Annotated in this window: 17 protein-coding genes; 11 read left to right on the top strand and 6 right to left on the bottom strand. The window is 44.0% G+C overall.

Translation table 11 applies throughout. The annotated features are described in order from the left end of the window. Nucleotides 1-30: 30 nt before the first annotated feature. Nucleotides 31-1,017, bottom strand: coding sequence for a zinc-dependent alcohol dehydrogenase family protein (locus BTV98_RS05605; protein WP_058368890.1), 987 nt, complete (start codon nt 1,015-1,017; stop codon nt 31-33). A gap of 105 nt (nt 1,018-1,122) precedes the next feature. Here BTV98_RS05605 and BTV98_RS05600 point away from each other — a divergent pair, with 105 nt between their 5' ends. Next, nucleotides 1,123-2,052 (top strand): LysR family transcriptional regulator, encoded by a 930-nt coding sequence (locus tag BTV98_RS05600; RefSeq protein ID WP_075103098.1) that lies wholly within the window; start codon nt 1,123-1,125, stop codon nt 2,050-2,052. Between the two features lie 77 nt (nt 2,053-2,129). Here BTV98_RS05600 and BTV98_RS05595 read toward each other — a convergent pair whose 3' ends face one another. The 3 genes from BTV98_RS05595 to pdxA all read right to left on the bottom strand — a co-directional run bounded on the left by BTV98_RS05595 (nt 2,130) and on the right by pdxA (nt 5,095). After that, nucleotides 2,130-2,966 (bottom strand): symmetrical bis(5'-nucleosyl)-tetraphosphatase, encoded by an 837-nt coding sequence (locus BTV98_RS05595; RefSeq protein WP_058368892.1) that lies wholly within the window; start codon nt 2,964-2,966, stop codon nt 2,130-2,132. Nucleotides 2,967-2,984: 18 nt separating this feature from the next. Beyond that, complete coding sequence (gene rsmA, locus BTV98_RS05590) at nt 2,985-3,848, bottom strand: 16S rRNA (adenine(1518)-N(6)/adenine(1519)-N(6))-dimethyltransferase RsmA (RefSeq protein WP_058368893.1); 864 nt, start codon at nt 3,846-3,848, stop codon at nt 2,985-2,987. A gap of 176 nt (nt 3,849-4,024) precedes the next feature. Continuing rightward, nucleotides 4,025-5,095, bottom strand: coding sequence for a 4-hydroxythreonine-4-phosphate dehydrogenase PdxA (pdxA, locus tag BTV98_RS05585; protein WP_058368894.1), 1,071 nt, complete (start codon nt 5,093-5,095; stop codon nt 4,025-4,027). Between the two features lie 332 nt (nt 5,096-5,427). Between pdxA and dnaB the strand changes: the two genes are divergently transcribed. From dnaB to argF, 3 genes are all read left to right on the top strand, one after another. Next, nucleotides 5,428-6,828: a replicative DNA helicase gene (gene dnaB / locus BTV98_RS05580; RefSeq protein WP_058368895.1), complete on the top strand. Its 1,401-nt coding sequence runs from the start codon at nt 5,428-5,430 to the stop codon at nt 6,826-6,828. 211 nt (nt 6,829-7,039) lie between these two features. After that, on the top strand, nt 7,040-8,146 hold the full coding sequence (gene alr, locus BTV98_RS05575) for an alanine racemase (protein ID WP_058368896.1): 1,107 nt from the start codon (nt 7,040-7,042) through the stop codon (nt 8,144-8,146). A 208-nt stretch (nt 8,147-8,354) separates the two neighbouring features. After that, nucleotides 8,355-9,278: an ornithine carbamoyltransferase gene (gene argF / locus BTV98_RS05570; RefSeq protein WP_075103097.1), complete on the top strand. Its 924-nt coding sequence runs from the start codon at nt 8,355-8,357 to the stop codon at nt 9,276-9,278. Nucleotides 9,279-9,400: 122 nt separating this feature from the next. On the opposite strand, the gene rpiA is transcribed toward argF, so the two are convergent. Further along, nucleotides 9,401-10,060 (bottom strand): ribose-5-phosphate isomerase RpiA, encoded by a 660-nt coding sequence (gene rpiA / locus BTV98_RS05565; RefSeq protein WP_058368898.1) that lies wholly within the window; start codon nt 10,058-10,060, stop codon nt 9,401-9,403. A gap of 268 nt (nt 10,061-10,328) precedes the next feature. On the opposite strand from rpiA, the gene ilvA reads away from it, so the two are divergent. The 7 genes from ilvA to BTV98_RS05530 all read left to right on the top strand — a co-directional run bounded on the left by ilvA (nt 10,329) and on the right by BTV98_RS05530 (nt 16,628). Beyond that, the gene (ilvA, locus tag BTV98_RS05560; RefSeq protein ID WP_058368899.1) at nt 10,329-11,882 is read left to right on the top strand and encodes a threonine ammonia-lyase, biosynthetic; all 1,554 of its coding nucleotides are present in this window, start codon (nt 10,329-10,331) and stop codon (nt 11,880-11,882) included. A 215-nt stretch (nt 11,883-12,097) separates the two neighbouring features. Next, nucleotides 12,098-12,520 carry an RNA-binding S4 domain-containing protein gene (locus tag BTV98_RS05555; protein WP_058368900.1) on the top strand — a complete coding sequence of 141 codons (423 nt, stop codon included), beginning with the start codon at nt 12,098-12,100 and terminating at the stop codon, nt 12,518-12,520. A gap of 230 nt (nt 12,521-12,750) precedes the next feature. Next, the gene (locus BTV98_RS05550) at nt 12,751-13,251 is read left to right on the top strand and encodes a low molecular weight protein-tyrosine-phosphatase (RefSeq protein ID WP_058368901.1); all 501 of its coding nucleotides are present in this window, start codon (nt 12,751-12,753) and stop codon (nt 13,249-13,251) included. Between the two features lie 163 nt (nt 13,252-13,414). After that, complete coding sequence (gene murB, locus BTV98_RS05545) at nt 13,415-14,527, top strand: UDP-N-acetylmuramate dehydrogenase (RefSeq protein WP_075103096.1); 1,113 nt, start codon at nt 13,415-13,417, stop codon at nt 14,525-14,527. Further along, the gene (locus tag BTV98_RS05540) at nt 14,517-15,293 is read left to right on the top strand and encodes a YdcF family protein (protein ID WP_058368903.1); all 777 of its coding nucleotides are present in this window, start codon (nt 14,517-14,519) and stop codon (nt 15,291-15,293) included. The genes murB and BTV98_RS05540 overlap by 11 nt, the downstream gene beginning before the upstream one ends. A 119-nt stretch (nt 15,294-15,412) precedes the next feature. Then, a complete protein-coding gene (ccoS, locus tag BTV98_RS05535; protein ID WP_058368904.1) occupies nt 15,413-15,712 on the top strand; it encodes a cbb3-type cytochrome oxidase assembly protein CcoS in 300 nt (99 codons plus the stop codon). A gap of 94 nt (nt 15,713-15,806) precedes the next feature. Next, entirely contained in the window at nt 15,807-16,628 is an 822-nt protein-coding gene (locus BTV98_RS05530) for a sulfite exporter TauE/SafE family protein (RefSeq protein ID WP_058368905.1), read from the top strand. Nucleotides 16,629-16,737: 109 nt separating this feature from the next. Here BTV98_RS05530 and BTV98_RS05525 read toward each other — a convergent pair whose 3' ends face one another. Then, on the bottom strand, nt 16,738-17,928 hold the full coding sequence (locus BTV98_RS05525) for a DEAD/DEAH box helicase (protein WP_178379357.1): 1,191 nt from the start codon (nt 17,926-17,928) through the stop codon (nt 16,738-16,740). Between the last annotated feature and the right edge of the window lie 21 nt (nt 17,929-17,949).

Raw genomic sequence — 17,949 nt, 5'->3', positions numbered from 1 at the left:
CTAGGGCGACAAGTCAGTTTTGGCAATGATTCAGATTTCTACAACCACTTTACCGATTGCTTGTCCGCTGGTTAGCCGGTCGTATGCTTTGCCAACTTCTTTGAGATCAAACTGCGTCTCATCAAGTAATGGTTTAAGTGCACCCGTATTCACAATTTTGGCTAATTTCGCTAAAGCAGCGCCATGATCTTCTCGCTTATAGTTTTGCAGCATTGGAATAAGCATAAAGACAACGTGCAACGATAAACCCTTAAAATGCACCGGCGTTAAATCCAGCTCTAGCATAGATACCGTCGTTACAACCTGTCCGTTCAGTACAGCTGCTTCAAAAGACTTGGTTAGATTTTCTCCGCCAACAGAGTCAAACACAATATCAAAACCCGCGCCGTCAGTATGTTTTTCGACATAATCTACCACGTCTTCGGTCTTATAATTAATGGCCGTGGCGCCATAACCTTCAATGACAGCCATCTGCTTTTCATTGGAGACAGTTGAATAGACGTCAGCACCGAAATGTTTGGCCAATTGCACGGCAACATGTCCTACGCCACCTGCGCCGCCGTGAACTAGTACCTTATGTCCTGTACCAGTACCCGCTCTCTGCAAGCCTTCAAAGGCAGTAATACCAACCAGTGGTAATGCCGCAGCCTCACGCATCGACAGGCTTTTTGGTTTGTGAGCAATCAATTTGGCATCAGCCAGCATGAATTCTGCCAGCGTACCTTGCAAGTCTGCGAGTCCTCCAGCGCAGCCATATACTTCGTCGCCTGGAGCAAAGTCGGTCACGTCCTCACCAACAGTTTCAATAGTGCCTGCAAAGTCCATACCGAGTACTGCCGGCAGATCGGGTGAAAACGGTAGATCATTACCCATGTGATGGATCATGGTATCAACTGTATTTACACTAGTCGCAGCCACTCGCACTACCACATGTCCAGCTTTTGCATCAGGTTGAGGTCGTTCATCTAATTGAAATTTAGCATTGTCACCATATTCATTAAGTATCATTGCTTTCATTGAGCTTCTCCTAAAGATTAATTGTTATAATCAGTATAATATTTCGTAAAAACAAAATAAACTGGCTATTATGAAATACAGAATTCGTAATTTGGATATAATCTAATGGATACAGAAAGCGTTCGTTTATTCGTTCTGGCAGCCGACAAACTCAATATCAGTGCCGCTGGTCGGGAACTGGGTATGGCGCCATCTATGGCCAGTGCCAAATTAGCAAAACTAGAAAGGTTGTTAGGGGCGGATCTTTTGCATCGTTCTACGCGCAAGGTGGCTTTGTCTTTGGAAGGGGCGGACTTTTTGCCTTATGCTAAGGAAATTTTAGCTCAAGAAGATGCTGCACGCGCAGCTTTAGGTCATGGCGATGCAACTGTGACAGGTACCCTAAGGTTCACGGCGCCAAGCACCTTTGCCCAGCTCTACATCGCGCCTATCCTGCCTGAGTTCCTACAGTTGCATCCAGGTAACACTCTTGACCTGCGGCTTACAGATATGGAGTTTGATCTTATCCAAGGCAGTTTTGATCTGGCACTGCGCAATTCAACACTATCAGATAGCAGCTTAAAAGGGCGAAAATTAGCTAACGATATGCGAATCCTTTGCGCTTCCCCCGAGTATTTGAATCAGCAGGGCACGCCCTCGCATCCAGATGACCTTGCGACGCATCAATTCATTGTATTCAAAGAGCCGGCACTGATTAAGTTTGTTGGGTATGATGGCAGTACTGAGGAGTTCGATCCACGACTGACCAAGAGCCGGCTTATCGTTGACGATGGCTTGAGTCAGAAAGTCGCAACCATTGCTGGAGCAGGCATTTCAATGAACTCACTATGGAGTGTTCACCGCGAACTGGCTGACGGCTCGCTGATCCATGTCCTACCCGACTACACGATCGATGACCAGACGGGCCTGTGGCTCATCTATCCAAAATCGAATGTTCTGACGGTAAAAGTTAGGGTTTTTATCGACTTCTTAATAGAGAGGATTGGTGACTCGCCAATCTGGCCTGACTATACCCTGGCAAAACCAGTTATTTAAACCTATTGATAGACCATCTAAAATAGACTACTTATTTAGCCTTATATATCAAGGTCAGCGGTTAGCTATAATCCTCGTTACGGGCTTGGACAGTGGGTGCTTGAGCTAATGATTTTACCATCACTAAGTCGGTAAGCCAGTAGAGAATTACCCCAAACACAGCCGCCATCGAGCGCGCGAGCATGCGGTAAGTCCACATCTCCTTTTAGCGCAGCCCAGTGACCAAATAATATCTTACGCGTCCGTGGCACTTGCCATTCAAACCAAGGCATAAAGTCATCGGGCATGTGCTGATCTAAGCTGGATGTAAAGCTAAACTCAAGTGTCCCATCTTGTTTGCACAGCCGCATCCGAGTAAAATAATTGGCTATCGCACGCATCTTAGTAAAGCCATTAATATTGTCATGCCACTCATCAGCGTTCTTACTATACAAATGCGGTAGCACTCGATCAAGTTGGTTCAAACTGCCCTTTAATTGTGCTTCTAGTTGCTGCGCATATTGTGCGGCAGACTCAATGCTCCAATGCGGTGGTATCCCAGCATGGACCAATACGGTATGCCTATCAGGGTATGCTAAAATCGGCTGACACCGTAACCACTGTAATAGGTCGTCTCTATCCTCAGCGGCAAAAATCGGCGCCGTTTTATCTTTTTTCTTAATCTTAGTTGCGCCCCGCCATACTGCAAGTAAATTTAAATCATGGTTACCAAGGACTGTCGCTGCCGCACCCTGCTCGCATAATGCTTTCACATGGCGCAAAGTATTTAACGAATCCTCTCCACGTGCGACTAAGTCACCTGCAAACCACAATTTATCTTGTGTAGGGTCAAAATTAAGTGTCTCAAGTAGTTTTTGATACGCAGCATAGCAACCTTGTAAGTCACCGATGACATATTGATGGCGAAAACTCATAATTCCTCGATGTTTGTATTATTCTTCTACGCTTTTTGCCTGATTACTCAAAGCTACAAAATCGCTAACGCTCAGTGTTTCTGGACGCGATTGTGGATCGATACCACAAGCAGCAAAGTCATCTTCACTCAATGTCGGCAGTAGCGTGGATTTTTTGAAAATAGCACGCAGCGTCTTACGGCGATGATTAAAGGTCTCACGTACTACAATAGCGAAGTATTGCTCATCTTCTGCAACAATTGGTTTTTCGATATGTGGTGTCAAACGAAACACAGCACTGGTTACCTTTGGCGGCGGATTAAACGCGCCTTTAGGGACGGTCAGCAAATAATCCGTTTCACAATAATACTGCATTATAACGGACAGACGGCCGTAAGTTTTGCTACCGACGTCCGCGGTGATACGTTCGACCACTTCTTTTTGTAGCATAAAATGCATGTCCTGAATGACATCAGAGTAACTTAGCAGATGAAAAAGTATCGGCGTTGAGATATTGTAAGGCAGATTCCCTACCACACGTAGCTTGCCACGATCGGTACTATAAAATTCACGATAGTCCACATTCATGGCATTTTCTTTGACAATCGTAAAATTAGGGTGACTGTTTGCGCCAATGCGTATACGTAAACTATCGGCCAAGTCACGGTCAAGCTCGACCACAGTCATCGCATCCACTTCTGCCAATAACGGCTCAGTTAACGCGCCCATACCCGGGCCAATCTCTATTAAGTTGTCATCGCGGTCTAGACGAATACTATCAACAATCTGGCGAATAATACTGCTGTCATGCAAAAAATTCTGACCAAAGCGTTTTCGCGGTTGGTGTTTCGCAGTTCGCAAGCTAGCTGCTAATGTCTTGGCATCAAACGAGTTTGTGGACATAAAAGATTCTTAATTAGTAAAATAAAAATGAGAATGTAGAGCAACACAATAGCTTGGTCTTGAACATCGACAATATAATACGATGAAAAAATGACTTTTATAGCTTTGTTATTGGTGCAAAATTATACCATAGCTTATAATCTGGCTGCATTTTAGCACTGAGCTAAATTACGCATTTATGATGTAGTCAATGATTTATTAGCCATTTCATTCGCCATGACCAATGCTTGATACAAGCTTGTAGCACTTGCCTCGCCGCGACCTGCCAAATCCAGCGCTGTACCATGATCGACTGAGGTACGAATATAAGGCAATCCTAGTGTTAAATTAACTGTATCGCCAAAACCATGCGACTTTAATACTGGCAATCCTTGATCATGATACATAGCAATCACGGCATCACAATTACTCAGATGTCTAGTGGTAAACAACGTGTCGGCGGGCATGGCCTGAGAGATGTCTACGCCAGCTGCGATAAACGCTTGTAGTACAGGATTAATAATTTCAATCTCTTCTGTGCCTAAATGCCCACCTTCACCTGCATGCGGATTGAGTCCGCAGACCAGTATACGCGGACTTGCTATGCCAAACTTTGACTGCATATCATCAAGTACAATTTGCACTGTTTTGCGGACATTGTCTGCCGTGATAGCAGCCGGCACATCTCTTAGCGCTAAGTGGGTGGTCACCAGCGCAACTTTCATTGCCTGATTGGCCAGCATCATGACTACTTTTTTGCAACCGCTTTGCTGCATAAAAAACTCAGTATGCCCACTAAACATCGTGCCGTCTAAAAGTTTGATGTCAGCATCAATTAACGCAGACTTTTGTAACGGTCCAGTGATGATAGCGGCTACCGTTTCACTTGTTGCAAGCTGATGTGCGATTTCTAATTGTTTGGCGACCATTGCTGCATTCTCAATGTCAATATGACCTGCCCGCACAGATGCAGCGCAAGGTACATCCAATAATAAAAATGCATTATTTATGGTATCAAAATCCATACCATTTACATCAGTGCCTAATGATGGAGTCACTGTGGCACTTTGCCAAGCTGGACAGTTTTTAAGTGCGCCAGTAGCTAGCAGTTGCTCTGCACGTCCCTGCATAGCATTGGCATCAGCTGTGACCCAAATTGGACGGTTGAAATCTTGTAGCTTACCTTCTTGCGCAAGTAACAAAACCACGTCCATCCCAATGCCAGCAGGCTCACCTGTGGTGATTAATAAGGGCTGTTTTTGTTTCATACATCCACCTTTTATTTTTACTTAACTGTTTAATTTTACTGTATTTTTATATATCGGTTAGTTTTTTAGTTAAGGGCAACACCTACTAAATATCTTTATTATGTGCCTTGCAGAGATAGAGAAAAGTATCTGCAAACAGCCTTATGGCAGCCATAATGTGCTAGAATTTCGCTTTTGATTGTAGCATTAATTAAAGCCTGTTTTATGGTACTTACTATTGGTACTAAACGCGCCCCTTTATAATATAACGTCTATTGTAAGCACAATACCTGTGTCTTTTTTAGCGGCATTCACTTATCAATACATCAACTCATACATACATTTAGGTACACATGGCAGACACCAGTAAAACCGACGACTTACTCAATCAGCAGCCTCCGCACAATATAGATATTGAAAAAGCGCTGCTGGCTTCTTTGATGAGTATTGAAGAGGCCTATGACAAGATTGCCGATATCGTCACCAAAGATGACTTCTATGCAGGGCGTCATCAGCACATATTTGATGCCATTGCTCACTTGGCAGCGGTAAATGAGCCTTATGATACGGTTATGGTACATGACTGGCTGGAGGCTCAAAAGCTGCTCAAGTCGGCTGGTGGTGACAGCTATTTGGCTGACATTTTAAGCCAAAGTCCAGCGACATTATTTAACCTTACAGCGTACGCTCAGCGTGTACGAGAGTTGTCGACCCTACGCCAACTTATTACCACGGGTAACGATATGCTAACCCTAGCGTATAACCCAAAAGATCAAAGCGTTAGTGATATTTTAGATAGTGTTGAAGGTAAAATATTTAGTATCAACGAGCAGCATAACAAACGTGCTGAGCAGCGCGGACCTGTCGGTATCACCTCAGTATTGACCAACGTGATTGATAAAATTCAAGAGCTCAAATCCAATCCCGACGGTATGATTGGACTGCAAACCCCATTCGCTGAGCTAAATAACAAAACTCAAGGCCTGCAAGCGGGCGATTTGGTCATTGTCGCTGCACGCCCTTCTATGGGTAAGACCACTTTTGCGATGAACTTGGCAGAAGGTGTATTGTTTAACGAAAACCTGCCTGTTGTGGTATTTTCTATGGAGATGCCCGCTGAATCTATCGTAATGCGTCTGTTGTCTTCGTGGGGCGCGATTAATCAAACCAATCTACGCTCAGGACAAATGAACGAAGATGAATGGGCAAAAATGATGAACGCAATTCAGCATCTGCAATCTAAGCATTTGTATATTGACGACAGTACTGCCCTGCCGCCATCAGAGCTACGCTCACGTTGCCGCCGTATTGCAAAAAACCATGATGGTAAGATTGGCGCTATCATTGTCGATTATCTACAATTGATGAAAGTCCCCAGTCTTGATGGTAACCGTGTTGGAGAAATATCGGAGATATCGCGCAGTTTAAAAGCCCTAGCGCGTGAGCTTGAATGCCCAGTCATTGCCCTATCACAGCTGAACCGAAGCCTGGAAAATCGGCCCAATAAGCGTCCAATCATGTCAGATCTACGCGAGTCTGGCGCGATCGAGCAGGATGCCGATTTGATTATGTTCATTTATCGCGATGAAGTTTACAATGAAAACTCAGACCATAAAGGTGTGGCTGAAGTCATCATCGGTAAACAGCGTAACGGCCCTATCGGTACCATACGTTTAGGTTTTGAAGGTCAGTTTACCCGCTTTATTAACCTTACGCCTGAGTATTATCAAGGGGCGACTTTTGACGATGAATAATACCCAATTAATAACTATCAATTTATTATAAAATCATTACGTTGTAACGTGATGCGCAACTGGTATAAATTTTTCTTGCTTGCTGTGTCTACGCTGACAGTGGCTGCGAAAAACTTATACCAGTCTTGTTGTATCGTTTTTATAGCGAATTGTCTACAACTGCTAATTACAACTACTATCTAACGTCCAAATACTAATAAAGAAGTGAACTATGCGCACCGCTAACATTACTATTGTCCCTGCCGCTCTTACCCATAACTTAACTCAAGTCAAAAAACGTGCGCCTAATGCTAAAGTACTGGCAATGGTAAAAGCCAACGCTTATGGTCATGGCGTGGCCGCTGTATTACCAGCTTTAAAGCAAGCAGATGGTATTGGTGTGGCAACCTTCACTGAAGCATTAGAGGCACGGCAATTGGGCTGGGATAAAGCAATTGGCCTAGTCGAAGGGGTGTTTAGCGCTTATGAATGGCAGCAGGCTATCGATAATGCTTGTAGCTGCGTGATTCACCACACACCGCAGTTAGACTGGGCGTTAGAGAACGTCCCAGCAGCCGATAGCCCAGCGCGGCAGGTCTGGCTAAAATACAATACTGGTATGAATCGCTTAGGTTTTGATGAAAAGACAGTTATAGAAGCTGCACAGCGTTTGCACGATGTAGGTTATCAACTTATTCTTACGACACATTTTGCCAATGCTGACGATCGTGACCATCCGCTAAACGCTACTCAAATACAGCGCTTTTCTGACATGTTGAAGTATTTGCAACAGCATATAACCCCAAGTGTCGAAGGCTCATTGTGTAACTCTGCAGGCGTAGTAAACTTTCCTGAACACCATCATGATTGGGTACGCCCAGGTATCATGCTCTATGGTAGCTCCCCTGTCATCGATCAGTCGGCTATCGACTTAAACCTAAAGCCTGCGATGGAGTTTAGCGCCCGTATTATGGCTATGCATGTAGTCAATGCTGGAGAGGCCATTGGTTATGGTAGCCGCTGGACTGCAGCGCAAGATGTCAGAACTGCTCTTGTTAGTGTCGGCTACGGTGATGGCTATCCACGTGTCGTTAGCGACGATGCTTATGTTTGTATTGTAGATGCTGATAGCGGTACAAGCTACCGCTGCCCTATTCGTGGTCGAGTTGCTATGGATATGATTGTGGTTGATTTGAGTGCAGCCCCAGTAGATATTAAGCTTGATAGTAAAGTTGTGCTATGGGGCGCTATGCCACACGTTGATGAAGTGGCCAGTCATGCAGGTACGATTGGCTATGAGCTACTGTGTAGGTTGAGCGCACGTCCTAAGCGTGCATAAAGTTACTTTTATGAGATTAGTTGCATTCTCGTTTAATCTACCTGTGTAGTCTTGCTAGCTGACTGCCATTGGTTATCAAAATTTGGCGTTTACATTGAAAGTAATTGCGCTATACTAAAAGTTTGTTGTCACCACGGCTTAGGTAGCTTCCTGTCGCCATTGACGGCTGATAACGTTTCATTGACTGTGATCGACTGCTAGGACTGCTATGAGTTTGCGCCATTTTTTGACCTTATCTGATTTAACCAAACAAGAACTAGAAAACCTAATCAAACGCGCAAGCGAGCTGCGTAAGATGCAACACGCAGGCGAGATATATCAGCCCTTTGTTGGACGTACGCTTGGCATGATATTTGAGAAGTCATCAACTCGCACACGTATCTCCTTTGAGACGGGTATGGGACAGTTTGGCGGTAGCGCCATCTTTTTGTCGCCAAACGATACACAGCTTGGTCGCGGTGAACCTTTAGAAGACTCTGCCCGCGTGATCTCAAGTATGGTCGATATTATAATGATTCGCACCTTTGGTCACGAAAAGGTTGAGACCTTTGCCAAGTACTCAGGTGTCCCCATTATCAACGCTCTAACCGATGAGTTTCATCCCTGCCAACTGCTCGCCGATATGCAGACCTATTATGAGCATCGCGGCAGTATTGAAAATAAAATCGTGACGTGGGTTGGTGACGGTAACAACATGTGCTCATCATTTATGCAAGCCGCTAATCAGTTTGGTTTTGAGCTACGCGTCGCAGCGCCGTACGGTTTTGAGCCAGATCCCAAGTTAATGGAGCGCTTTTCGCACTGTGTCAGCTTGGTTGAAAATGTTCAAGATGCCGCAAAAGATTCTAACCTAATCGTCACTGATGTTTGGGCCAGCATGGGGCAAGAGTCCGAGCAAAATACTCGCGCGCGTCGTTTTGCTCCTTATCAAGTCACACCGTCACTCTTAGATAAAGCAGATCCTGAAGTGGTGTTTATGCATTGCTTGCCTGCCCATCGCGGCGAAGAGATTTCTCATGATATGCTCGATGATCCACGCTCAGTAGTATGGGATGAAGCAGAAAATCGCCTACATGCACAAAAAGCTTTAATGGAATTTTTATTAAAAGATAAGATTAAGCTACCTGCATAGATAACCAAACAAAGTACTTATAAAAACTTATGCATAAAGCATTACGTATAAAAAAGGCAGATCACATTGTGTTCTGCCTTTTTAGTTTTCAATCAGCAATTAACAACTAGTTAACCAGCCGTCTAACGAGTCAATGTTGTTACTCCATCATTACCTGCTTTTAGCAACACATCTGCTTGATTGGCAGCAAAGATACCATTGCACACGACTCCAACGATATTGTTAAGCTCTTTTTCAAGCGCAATGGGGTTGCTGACATCTAAGTCGTAAGTATCGAGAATGACGTTGCCATAATCCGTGACAAAGTCTTCACGGTAGACTGGTTCGCCGCCCATTTGCGCAAGCTGACGAGCGACATAGGAGCGAGCTTGCGGCAGCACTTCGATCGGCACTGGAAATGCGCGTCCTAGTATATCGACACTTTTACTCTCATCGACCATGCATATAAACTTGTTAGATGCCGCTGCGACGATCTTTTCACGAGTGAGTGCACCGCCGCCGCCTTTAACCAGTTGCAGTTGTGCGTTTACTTCATCTGCGCCATCAATATAGACATCGAGCGTTCCGGCAAAGTTCAGATCAACTATCTCGATACCAAGCGCACGTAGCTTATCTTCGGTGACCTGTGAGCTGGCAACAGCACCAGCAAGTTTTAAGGTAGGCAACAATTCAATCAAACAGTTGACCGTACTGCCTGTGCCTACTCCAAGTATCATGTCATCTTCAATATAACTTAGAGCAGCTTTGGCTGCGGCTTGCTTTTGTGCTTGCTGATCGCTCATCATAAATCCTTGGCAAAATAAACTTAACACTATAAAAAAGGTAAAATGCGCGGCTATTATAACTGATGATTTTAATCGATGTTAGCGTAATACCAATTCTCATTGAGTCCTTGCTTCATTACACTATTCGGAATGATTCAATATTTGACATGAATATAGCTTCAAATTCTAAGCAAAACTTGCAATTGAGTCTTGCAAGATAGCCAAAATCAGCATAGGCTAATCTATTTCATTTTTATCTTCATTTATTACTTGTTTAGGGATTATTATGCTATCACATTGGGTACGAGCCATCTTGCAAGCCACGGTTTATGATGTTGCTATTCAAACTCCACTTGAAGCTGCACCTAAGCTGACCCAGCGTTTTACCAATGATATTCGACTTAAACGTGAAGATTTGCAACCAGTCAAATCCTTTAAATTGCGCGGGGCTTATAACCGCATTAGCCAATTAAGTGATGCGCAAAAAGCGCGCGGTGTCATTTGCGCCTCAGCAGGCAACCATGCACAAGGCGTTGCTTACTCTGCCCGCAAGTTAGCGTTGAATAACATCATCGTTATGCCAACGACGACACCTGATATCAAAGTAGATGCAGTGAGAGCACTTGGCGGCAACGTTGACTTGCATGGAGACAGCTTCGATCAAGCCAACCGCTATGCGATCGAACGCGCCGAGCGTGAAGGCTTAACCTTTATCCCCCCTTACGATGATGAACTGGTCATCGCCGGTCAAGGTACCATTGGACTTGAGCTGACCCAACAATGGCGCAACATGGATTATGTTTTCGTTGCGGTGGGCGGTGGCGGCCTCATCTCAGGTGTCGCAGCATTCTTAGGTGAAGTGGCTCCCCATGTCAAAGTCATCGCCGTAGAAGCGGAACAATCAGCTTCTCTTAAAGCAGCACTACAAGCAGACGAGCGAGTCAGACTTGAGCAAGTAGGATTGTTCGTCGACGGTGTGGCAGTTGCTCAAATTGGCGAGTTGCCTTTTGACGTTGTACGTACGCAAAAAGGCGATAATTCGGGGCCAATCGTTGAGCCTGAAGTCGTAACCTGTACCAATGATGAAGTCTGCGCGGCTATCAAAGACATCTTTGAAGAAAACCGTAGTATCGTTGAGCCTGCTGGCGCATTATCAGTCGCTGGTATGAAAAAGTATATCGAAGCTAACAATCTACAAGGTAAAAACTGTGTCGGTATCATTTGCGGCGCCAATATGAACTTCGACCGCCTGCGTTATATCGCTGAACGTACTGAGATTGGTGAGAAAAAAGAAGCCATCTTTGGTGTGACTATTCCTGAGCAAACTGGCGCATTTTTAAATTTCTGCCGCAGCTTACATGGACGTAATATTACAGAGTTCAACTACCGTGCTGACAGCAAAAAGTCGCCAGATTCGATGGAGCCTGCCTCAATCTTTGTCGGTATCGCTCTAAAAGATGGGGAGAGAGAACGTCAAACCATTAACGATCAATTGACAGCTGACGGCTACGCAGCACATGATTTAACAGATGATGATATCGCCAAATCACACATTCGTCATCTGATTGGAGGTCATGCTCATGTCGAAAACGAGCAGTTGCTAAAAATCACCTTCCCTGAGCGCCCAGGAGCATTACTGACATTTTTAGAAAAGTTGGGTGATGATTTTAATATTACGCTTTTTCATTATCGTAATCATGGTGCTGCTGAAGGACGAGTGTTAGTTGGTCTGCAAGCCTCTGAGAGTAATTCACGTCAGTTACAAGACGCCCTACTCGACATCGGTTATGACTGCACCATGCTAAATGACAATATTGGCTATAAACTGTTCCTAAAATAGTATAGTGAAGTAACAGTTCTATAAATAATAGCGACAAGCGACAGATGATCTCTTTTAGTATAGTAGGCTACCTCTTTTAATATGAGTGGTCGCTTACAACTATCATTCAACGCCTATTACTCAATGCTCAGTATTATTCATAACAAAAATCTATTTGCAAATATTAAAGTTGCCCTAATCTTATTTGATATAGAAATAGATATAGAGTAGCAATTATGAAGAATAATACTGATGATAAGAACCAAGCCTTGGCTAAAATTCGTCTCGATAAATGGCTATGGGCCGCACGCTTTTATCGGACGCGCACCCTGGCCAAGCAAGCTATTGAAAGCGGAAGAGTACATTATGGCGGTAGTCGCGTAAAGACTAGTAAAGAGATTTCGGTCGGTGATGAATTAACCATTCGCCAGGGCTCAGCCACTGCCATGACAGAAAAGACAGTCGTCGTCGAAGCGTTAACTGCGCAACGTGGCAACGCGACTGCCGCCCAAGTTTTGTATTCAGAGACTAAAGAGAGCGAAGAGCGCCGTGCTTACTATGCTGAGCAGCGCAAACTTGCCAACCTTGCACGCCCTGATAATAAGCCCAATAAAAAACAGCGCCGTGATTTACAACGCTTTAAACACCACAAGGATTAAAAACTTTGTTGTTAAGTCTGTGTGCTTGTTATGCACGGTATTAACCGTTACGCTTGATAAGTCACGCTAAATGATAATAATTTTCAAGTAAAACTGTTAAAATGAGCAAGAATAACTGTGTGTTATTGCTTCTCTAGATTAGTATCAACTCATTTATATACTGACACGCTAATGGACCATATTCTTAATATTCGTCTTCTGTAGCATTTTTTGTCATAAAAGGTCATGTTATGCTGGTTAAAGCTTCCGCTCCATCCTCTATCTTATTGGTTTGCTTAGGTAATATCTGTCGCTCACCAACTGCTGAAGAAATCTTTCGTCAACAAATTGCTATTGCAGGGCTTTCTATAAAGGTAGATTCAGCAGGTACAGGTGATTGGAACGTTGGAAATGCCCCTGACGTCAGATCGCAGCGTCATGCTAAAGGTCATGGTTACAACATTAGTAAATTGGTTGCACGTCAGGTAAATGCTGATGACTTTCGTGACTTTGATTTAATTCTAGCAATGGATTCTCAGAACTTGGCTGACTTGCAAGCATTGAAAGATAGCATTGACAATACATCGCAAGAATCGTTGGCTAAACTGGCGTTATTTAGCGAAGAAGATCCTACTTATGGCGGTGATGACGTTCCAGATCCCTACAAAGGTGACGGAGATGATTTTGAAGATGTCATTGAACGTATTGAGTCGAGCGCGAAGGCATGGATAGAGAGCTGGAAGGCTATGTAAGGGTTGTTTGAATGAGTAAGTGTCATAATACCAAACAGCAAAATCCAAGCATTTTATCTGCTTTTATACCGTATATCCCTTATAATAGCCAGCGCATTAAAGCCTAGCTGATATTCAGCTGTTGCTTTGATAGCTTTTATTTATTTGTCTAATAGGTCGTGTTATGTCTATAGATTTGCACCATGCTCCTAATGCTCAGTACGATTGCTTGCATGATCTGTCTTACGCCAATACGATGGCGCTCGCTTGCATCGCTGATACTGTAGTGACATTGACGGAGGAGGCACAGCTAGACCATTTTATGGCAAGTTATACAAACAATACTGAGCCTAATCCGTCATTGTTTGTGCTATCTGGTGGTAGCAATGTCTTATTGCCCACGCATCTGCAAGCGATCGTATTACGACTGCACATGCGTGGTATTACGCTTATCGATCGGACCCAAGACTATGTCGATATTGAGGTTATGGCAGGTGAAAACTGGCATGATTTGGTTATTCATACCGTCAATCAAGGCTGGTACGGACTAGAAAATTTAGCATTAATTCCAGGGCTCACTGGTGCAGCTCCTGTACAAAATATCGGTGCTTATGGTGTGCAGCTAGAGGACCGTTTGCAGTATGTTCGCGCTTATCACTTACCGACCAAAGCTTGGCACCATCTCACTGCTGCTGACTGTGGGTTTGGCTACCGCGATAGTATTTTTAAGCGCACACCGAATACTTGGCTAATCAGCCGGGTGGGGTTTCGTTTGCATACCGATGCAACAAAGGTATTGGCCAGTTATGGTGATGTGCATACAGTGGCTCAACGCTATGCTGAGCAGCAAGGGCGTGGTCAATTGGCTCCTGTAGATGTAATGCACGCTATCATTGATATACGACAACAAAAACTCCCTGACCCTAGCCAGCTACCCAACTGCGGTAGCTTTTTTCAAAACCCTATTATCACTCAAAGCCAGTTTACATCATTACAGACCATCTATCCTGATATCGTCGGTTACCCGATGCCAGATTCGACAGTCAAGGTTGCAGCAGGTTGGCTAATAGAGCAAGCAGGCTTAAAAGGTGGCGGTATTGAACCAATTATTACCCATAAAAAACAAGCATTAGTCCTTACCAATCACGCTCCTTATCAAGCCACCCAAGCTGATGTGGTAGCAGCCCAAAACCATATCATAAGCTGTATTTATAAAAAGTTTGCCATCACTTTAGCTCGTGAGCCGGTTTGGGTTAATGCTGATGGTACAGTTGGATATGGTGAGCATGGGGTCTAAGAAGCGCTCATGGTCTCATAAGCTGTCCCGTCACTACTTGCGCGCAGCTGAACGCATGATTAAAGTGTTCCGTATCATCAATATAACTTTTTTATTGGGTTCGACAGCGATTATACTGGTTCTTGTTAGTCTGTTCACGCCACTATTTTCTCGTGCAGTTATTTATGTGTTTGATCATTTGTCATTGCCTGCGATACCAGCTACTGATATGGGCTCAACACCCTCTGCCTACGTTGTCCTTGGTGGCGGTCTTACGAACGACAACAACAACCAAATTATCCTTAATGGTTATAGTCTGAACCGTATTCGTACCGCTGCTATTGCTTATCATGACTTACCCCTACCTATCATTATCAGTGGCGCAGAAGCCCCTTGGATGAGTCAGTGGCTTATAGAGCATGGCATCGATGAACCTATTAGCGAAAATGCCAGTATGAATACTTGTGAAAATGCACGGTTTACCGCCAAGCGCGTGCCTTTATACCATGTCTACCTTGTTACCGATAATTATCATATGGCACGAGCACGTAGACAATTTGCCTTAAATGGAATTCATAGCACGCCTATAAATGCACCACTTCCTGTACCACTTGATTGGATGGAACCTGCACAAAACTTAAGCCATTCAAGACGTGCGGTTTATGAAATAGCTGCCTATTTACGCGATGTCTTGCGCCCACAATTAGATTGCCGACTTGCCGATGAAGTCAGCATTCAACAATTGTTAACGCCCCGAGGTAACGCAGTCAAAACCTTTGATCAATAGATACGAATGTCTCAAAACTGTGCAGATTTAATTGCATGAATTTCACTTATAAAGTTAAATTTATCACACTTGCAATAAGTGTATAATAATAGAATAAACGGCTATTTAAGAGGTTTGCCATGCTCAGTATATTTTTATTGATTCCACTAAGCTTGATGCTGTTCGTGGTAGCTATTTGGGCCGTTCGTTATGCTGTAAAATCCAATCAGTTTGAGGATTTAGACAACGCCTCACAGCGCATTATATTGGATGATCGTCAAGAGCGTCGTCAAGTTATCCAGTCGCATAAACCAGCTAATTCTGCTGAGCAAACGGATACTATGTCTACTGCTGCTGATGCCGAAAGCTTGGATTTGGATACTCGTAAACCACTGAATACTAATGATAACGCTGGTCTCGATAATAAAGAGCGGCATTAAAATTTTAAAAACTTTGATTTTATGAGGGCGTTATTGTTTTGACTTTTAATAGAATACCGTCTTCGTTTACTACTTATTTTGAGAGGTGCTGCTTATGACCACAGCATTATTAGTTGCAGCATTACTAATGGGGTTTTTTGGTTCACCGCACTGCCTAGGCATGTGTGGCGGATTGGTAAGTGCGTTTGGATTGTCAATGAAAGATGTCAGTCCAGTCAAGCGCCGTGTTTTGATAGCCACTTATCATCTTGGACGTCTGCTTAGCTACTCGTTTTTGGGTTTGCTGGCTGGATTGATTGGTACAACCGTACTTGAGCCTCTGATGATAGGCAATAGCATGCCGCGTCTATTACTGGGCGCGGTTTTAGTGCTGGTAGGTGTCACTATGCTGGGTGCTCCATTTTTGACCAAGCTTGAGCGTTTTGGTATGCGTTTTTGGCAATTCCTTAGCCCCTTACGCCAAAAAGTATTTCCGCTCACTACTTTCCCACGTGCTCTAGTAGCTGGTCTATTATGGGGATTTTTGCCCTGCGGTCTCGTGTATGGCGCCCTCCTCATCGCAGTCGTCGCTCATAACCCTATAGGCGGTGCAGCGCTGATGTTTGTTTTTGGCCTCGGTACAGTACCGATGTTAGTTGCCACTCATGAGACAGTTCACTGGATGCGCGATAAGATTGGGCGCTTTCGCTTGCGCCAGCTAAATGGAGCCATCATGGTAGTGTCTGGTTTGGCCGTTGCCCTTGTGCCTATTGCGATGTCTAATATGCACCACGGTGGTCATACTCAGATGAATCATGATAACCACTCTGCCTTGATGTCTGAGACAGACTCTTATGATATGAGCCAAATGAATCATAGTATGCACGATATGGATAACATGGATACCAACTCAAACACTATGAATCATTCTCAATAATTATCCTTAGATTGAGTTAAAACCCCATAGTTAAAAAGCATTTCAAATAAAAAGCCTGCAACGTAATATCGTTGCAGGCTTTTTTGTAGCTACATTAATCTCAATAGCATTATTGCTGCCATTGCTCAAGGCTGAACTTAGTATCCAAATGCTTCTCTAACGCCGGTAAATTAAAAGCATCATCCTCACTTACAAAGCTGATACTAATACCTGTTTGTCCAGCGCGCCCTGTACGACCGATACGATGTACATAATCATCCGGCTGATCTGGTAAAGTGTAGTTAACTACGTGACTGACATCATCGACATGAATGCCGCGCCCTGCCACATCGGTTGCAACCAATATCGATGCATGACCATCTTTAAAGCGCTGTAAGTATTTTTCACGTTTTTGCTGAATCACATCACCTGATAACATAACGATTTTATGAGCTGGACGCAGTTTGTGATACAGACGCTTCACTTGATCCTTACGATTGGCAAAGATGATAACCTTGTCTACTGCCGTATCATTGATAATACGCTGCAACGCCTCTAACTTCTGATCTTCTGTCAATAGATAAAAATGTTGGTCTACCAGCTCACTAGTCTTGTGTTCAGGTTCAATTTCGACAAACTGTGGCTCGTGCAACCAGCGGTAAGCAAGATTCATAACATCTTGATTGAACGTGGCTGAGAACAATAAGCTTTGGCGATCCGTATTCGCTGGCATCCGCCCAACCAAGCGCTTGATATCAGGAATAAAACCCATATCAAGCATACGATCCGCTTCATCCAATACTAGCACCTCTACACGATCCAAATAGAGCATGCTTTTGTGCATAAGATCAATCAAACGTCCAGGTGTCGCAACCAGAATATCAACGTATTGACGCTCAAGCTCGTGTTGCTGAGTCTCGTAATTGGTACCGCCCATAATACACACACTGTGCAATTCTGTATATTTTGTCAAAGCAATACAATCGTCAAAAATCTGTTGGGCAAGCTCACGCGTCGGTGCTACTATCACAGCACGCGGCTCGCCCAAATGCCGTTTTTCTTCATGATGAAAAGGACGCTTGAGTAAAGCTTCTATGATAGTAATTAAAAAAGTCGCCGTCTTTCCTGTTCCCGTTTGCGCCTGCCCAATTGCATCTTGATGCGCTAAGGTGTGTGGTAATATTTGAGCTTGGATAGGCGTTAGTGCAGTAAAGCCCAAATCACTGATCGCCCGCAATGTTGGCTCTGAGAGTGGTAGATCAGTAAATGTCGTAAAATTACTCAAAAAATCATCCTTATATATTAGTGGCAACAGACTCATGTCATAACAAGCTTACTATAA

The sequence above is a fragment of the Psychrobacter sp. Cmf 22.2 genome (assembly GCF_001921745.1).
GTDB lineage: Bacteria > Pseudomonadota > Gammaproteobacteria > Pseudomonadales > Moraxellaceae > Psychrobacter.
Note: the sequence above shows the minus strand (reverse complement) of the source record. Positions and strands in the feature narration are given on the sequence as shown.

Coding starts and splice junctions, on each gene's coding strand:
- murB (WP_075103096.1), top strand. CDS start 13,415: ATGTCTATAGATTTGCACCATGCTCCTAATGCTCAGTACGATTGCTTG.
- rsmA (WP_058368893.1), bottom strand. CDS start 3,848: ATGTCCACAAACTCGTTTGATGCCAAGACATTAGCAGCTAGCTTGCGA.
- ilvA (WP_058368899.1), top strand. CDS start 10,329: ATGCTATCACATTGGGTACGAGCCATCTTGCAAGCCACGGTTTATGAT.
- BTV98_RS05540 (WP_058368903.1), top strand. CDS start 14,517: ATGGGGTCTAAGAAGCGCTCATGGTCTCATAAGCTGTCCCGTCACTAC.
- BTV98_RS05595 (WP_058368892.1), bottom strand. CDS start 2,966: ATGAGTTTTCGCCATCAATATGTCATCGGTGACTTACAAGGTTGCTAT.
- BTV98_RS05550 (WP_058368901.1), top strand. CDS start 12,751: ATGCTGGTTAAAGCTTCCGCTCCATCCTCTATCTTATTGGTTTGCTTA.
- argF (WP_075103097.1), top strand. CDS start 8,355: ATGAGTTTGCGCCATTTTTTGACCTTATCTGATTTAACCAAACAAGAA.
- alr (WP_058368896.1), top strand. CDS start 7,040: ATGCGCACCGCTAACATTACTATTGTCCCTGCCGCTCTTACCCATAAC.
- rpiA (WP_058368898.1), bottom strand. CDS start 10,060: ATGAGCGATCAGCAAGCACAAAAGCAAGCCGCAGCCAAAGCTGCTCTA.
- BTV98_RS05530 (WP_058368905.1), top strand. CDS start 15,807: ATGACCACAGCATTATTAGTTGCAGCATTACTAATGGGGTTTTTTGGT.
- dnaB (WP_058368895.1), top strand. CDS start 5,428: ATGGCAGACACCAGTAAAACCGACGACTTACTCAATCAGCAGCCTCCG.
- BTV98_RS05555 (WP_058368900.1), top strand. CDS start 12,098: ATGAAGAATAATACTGATGATAAGAACCAAGCCTTGGCTAAAATTCGT.
- BTV98_RS05525 (WP_178379357.1), bottom strand. CDS start 17,928: ATGAGTCTGTTGCCACTAATATATAAGGATGATTTTTTGAGTAATTTT.
- pdxA (WP_058368894.1), bottom strand. CDS start 5,095: ATGAAACAAAAACAGCCCTTATTAATCACCACAGGTGAGCCTGCTGGC.
- BTV98_RS05605 (WP_058368890.1), bottom strand. CDS start 1,017: ATGAAAGCAATGATACTTAATGAATATGGTGACAATGCTAAATTTCAA.
- ccoS (WP_058368904.1), top strand. CDS start 15,413: ATGCTCAGTATATTTTTATTGATTCCACTAAGCTTGATGCTGTTCGTG.
- BTV98_RS05600 (WP_075103098.1), top strand. CDS start 1,123: ATGGATACAGAAAGCGTTCGTTTATTCGTTCTGGCAGCCGACAAACTC.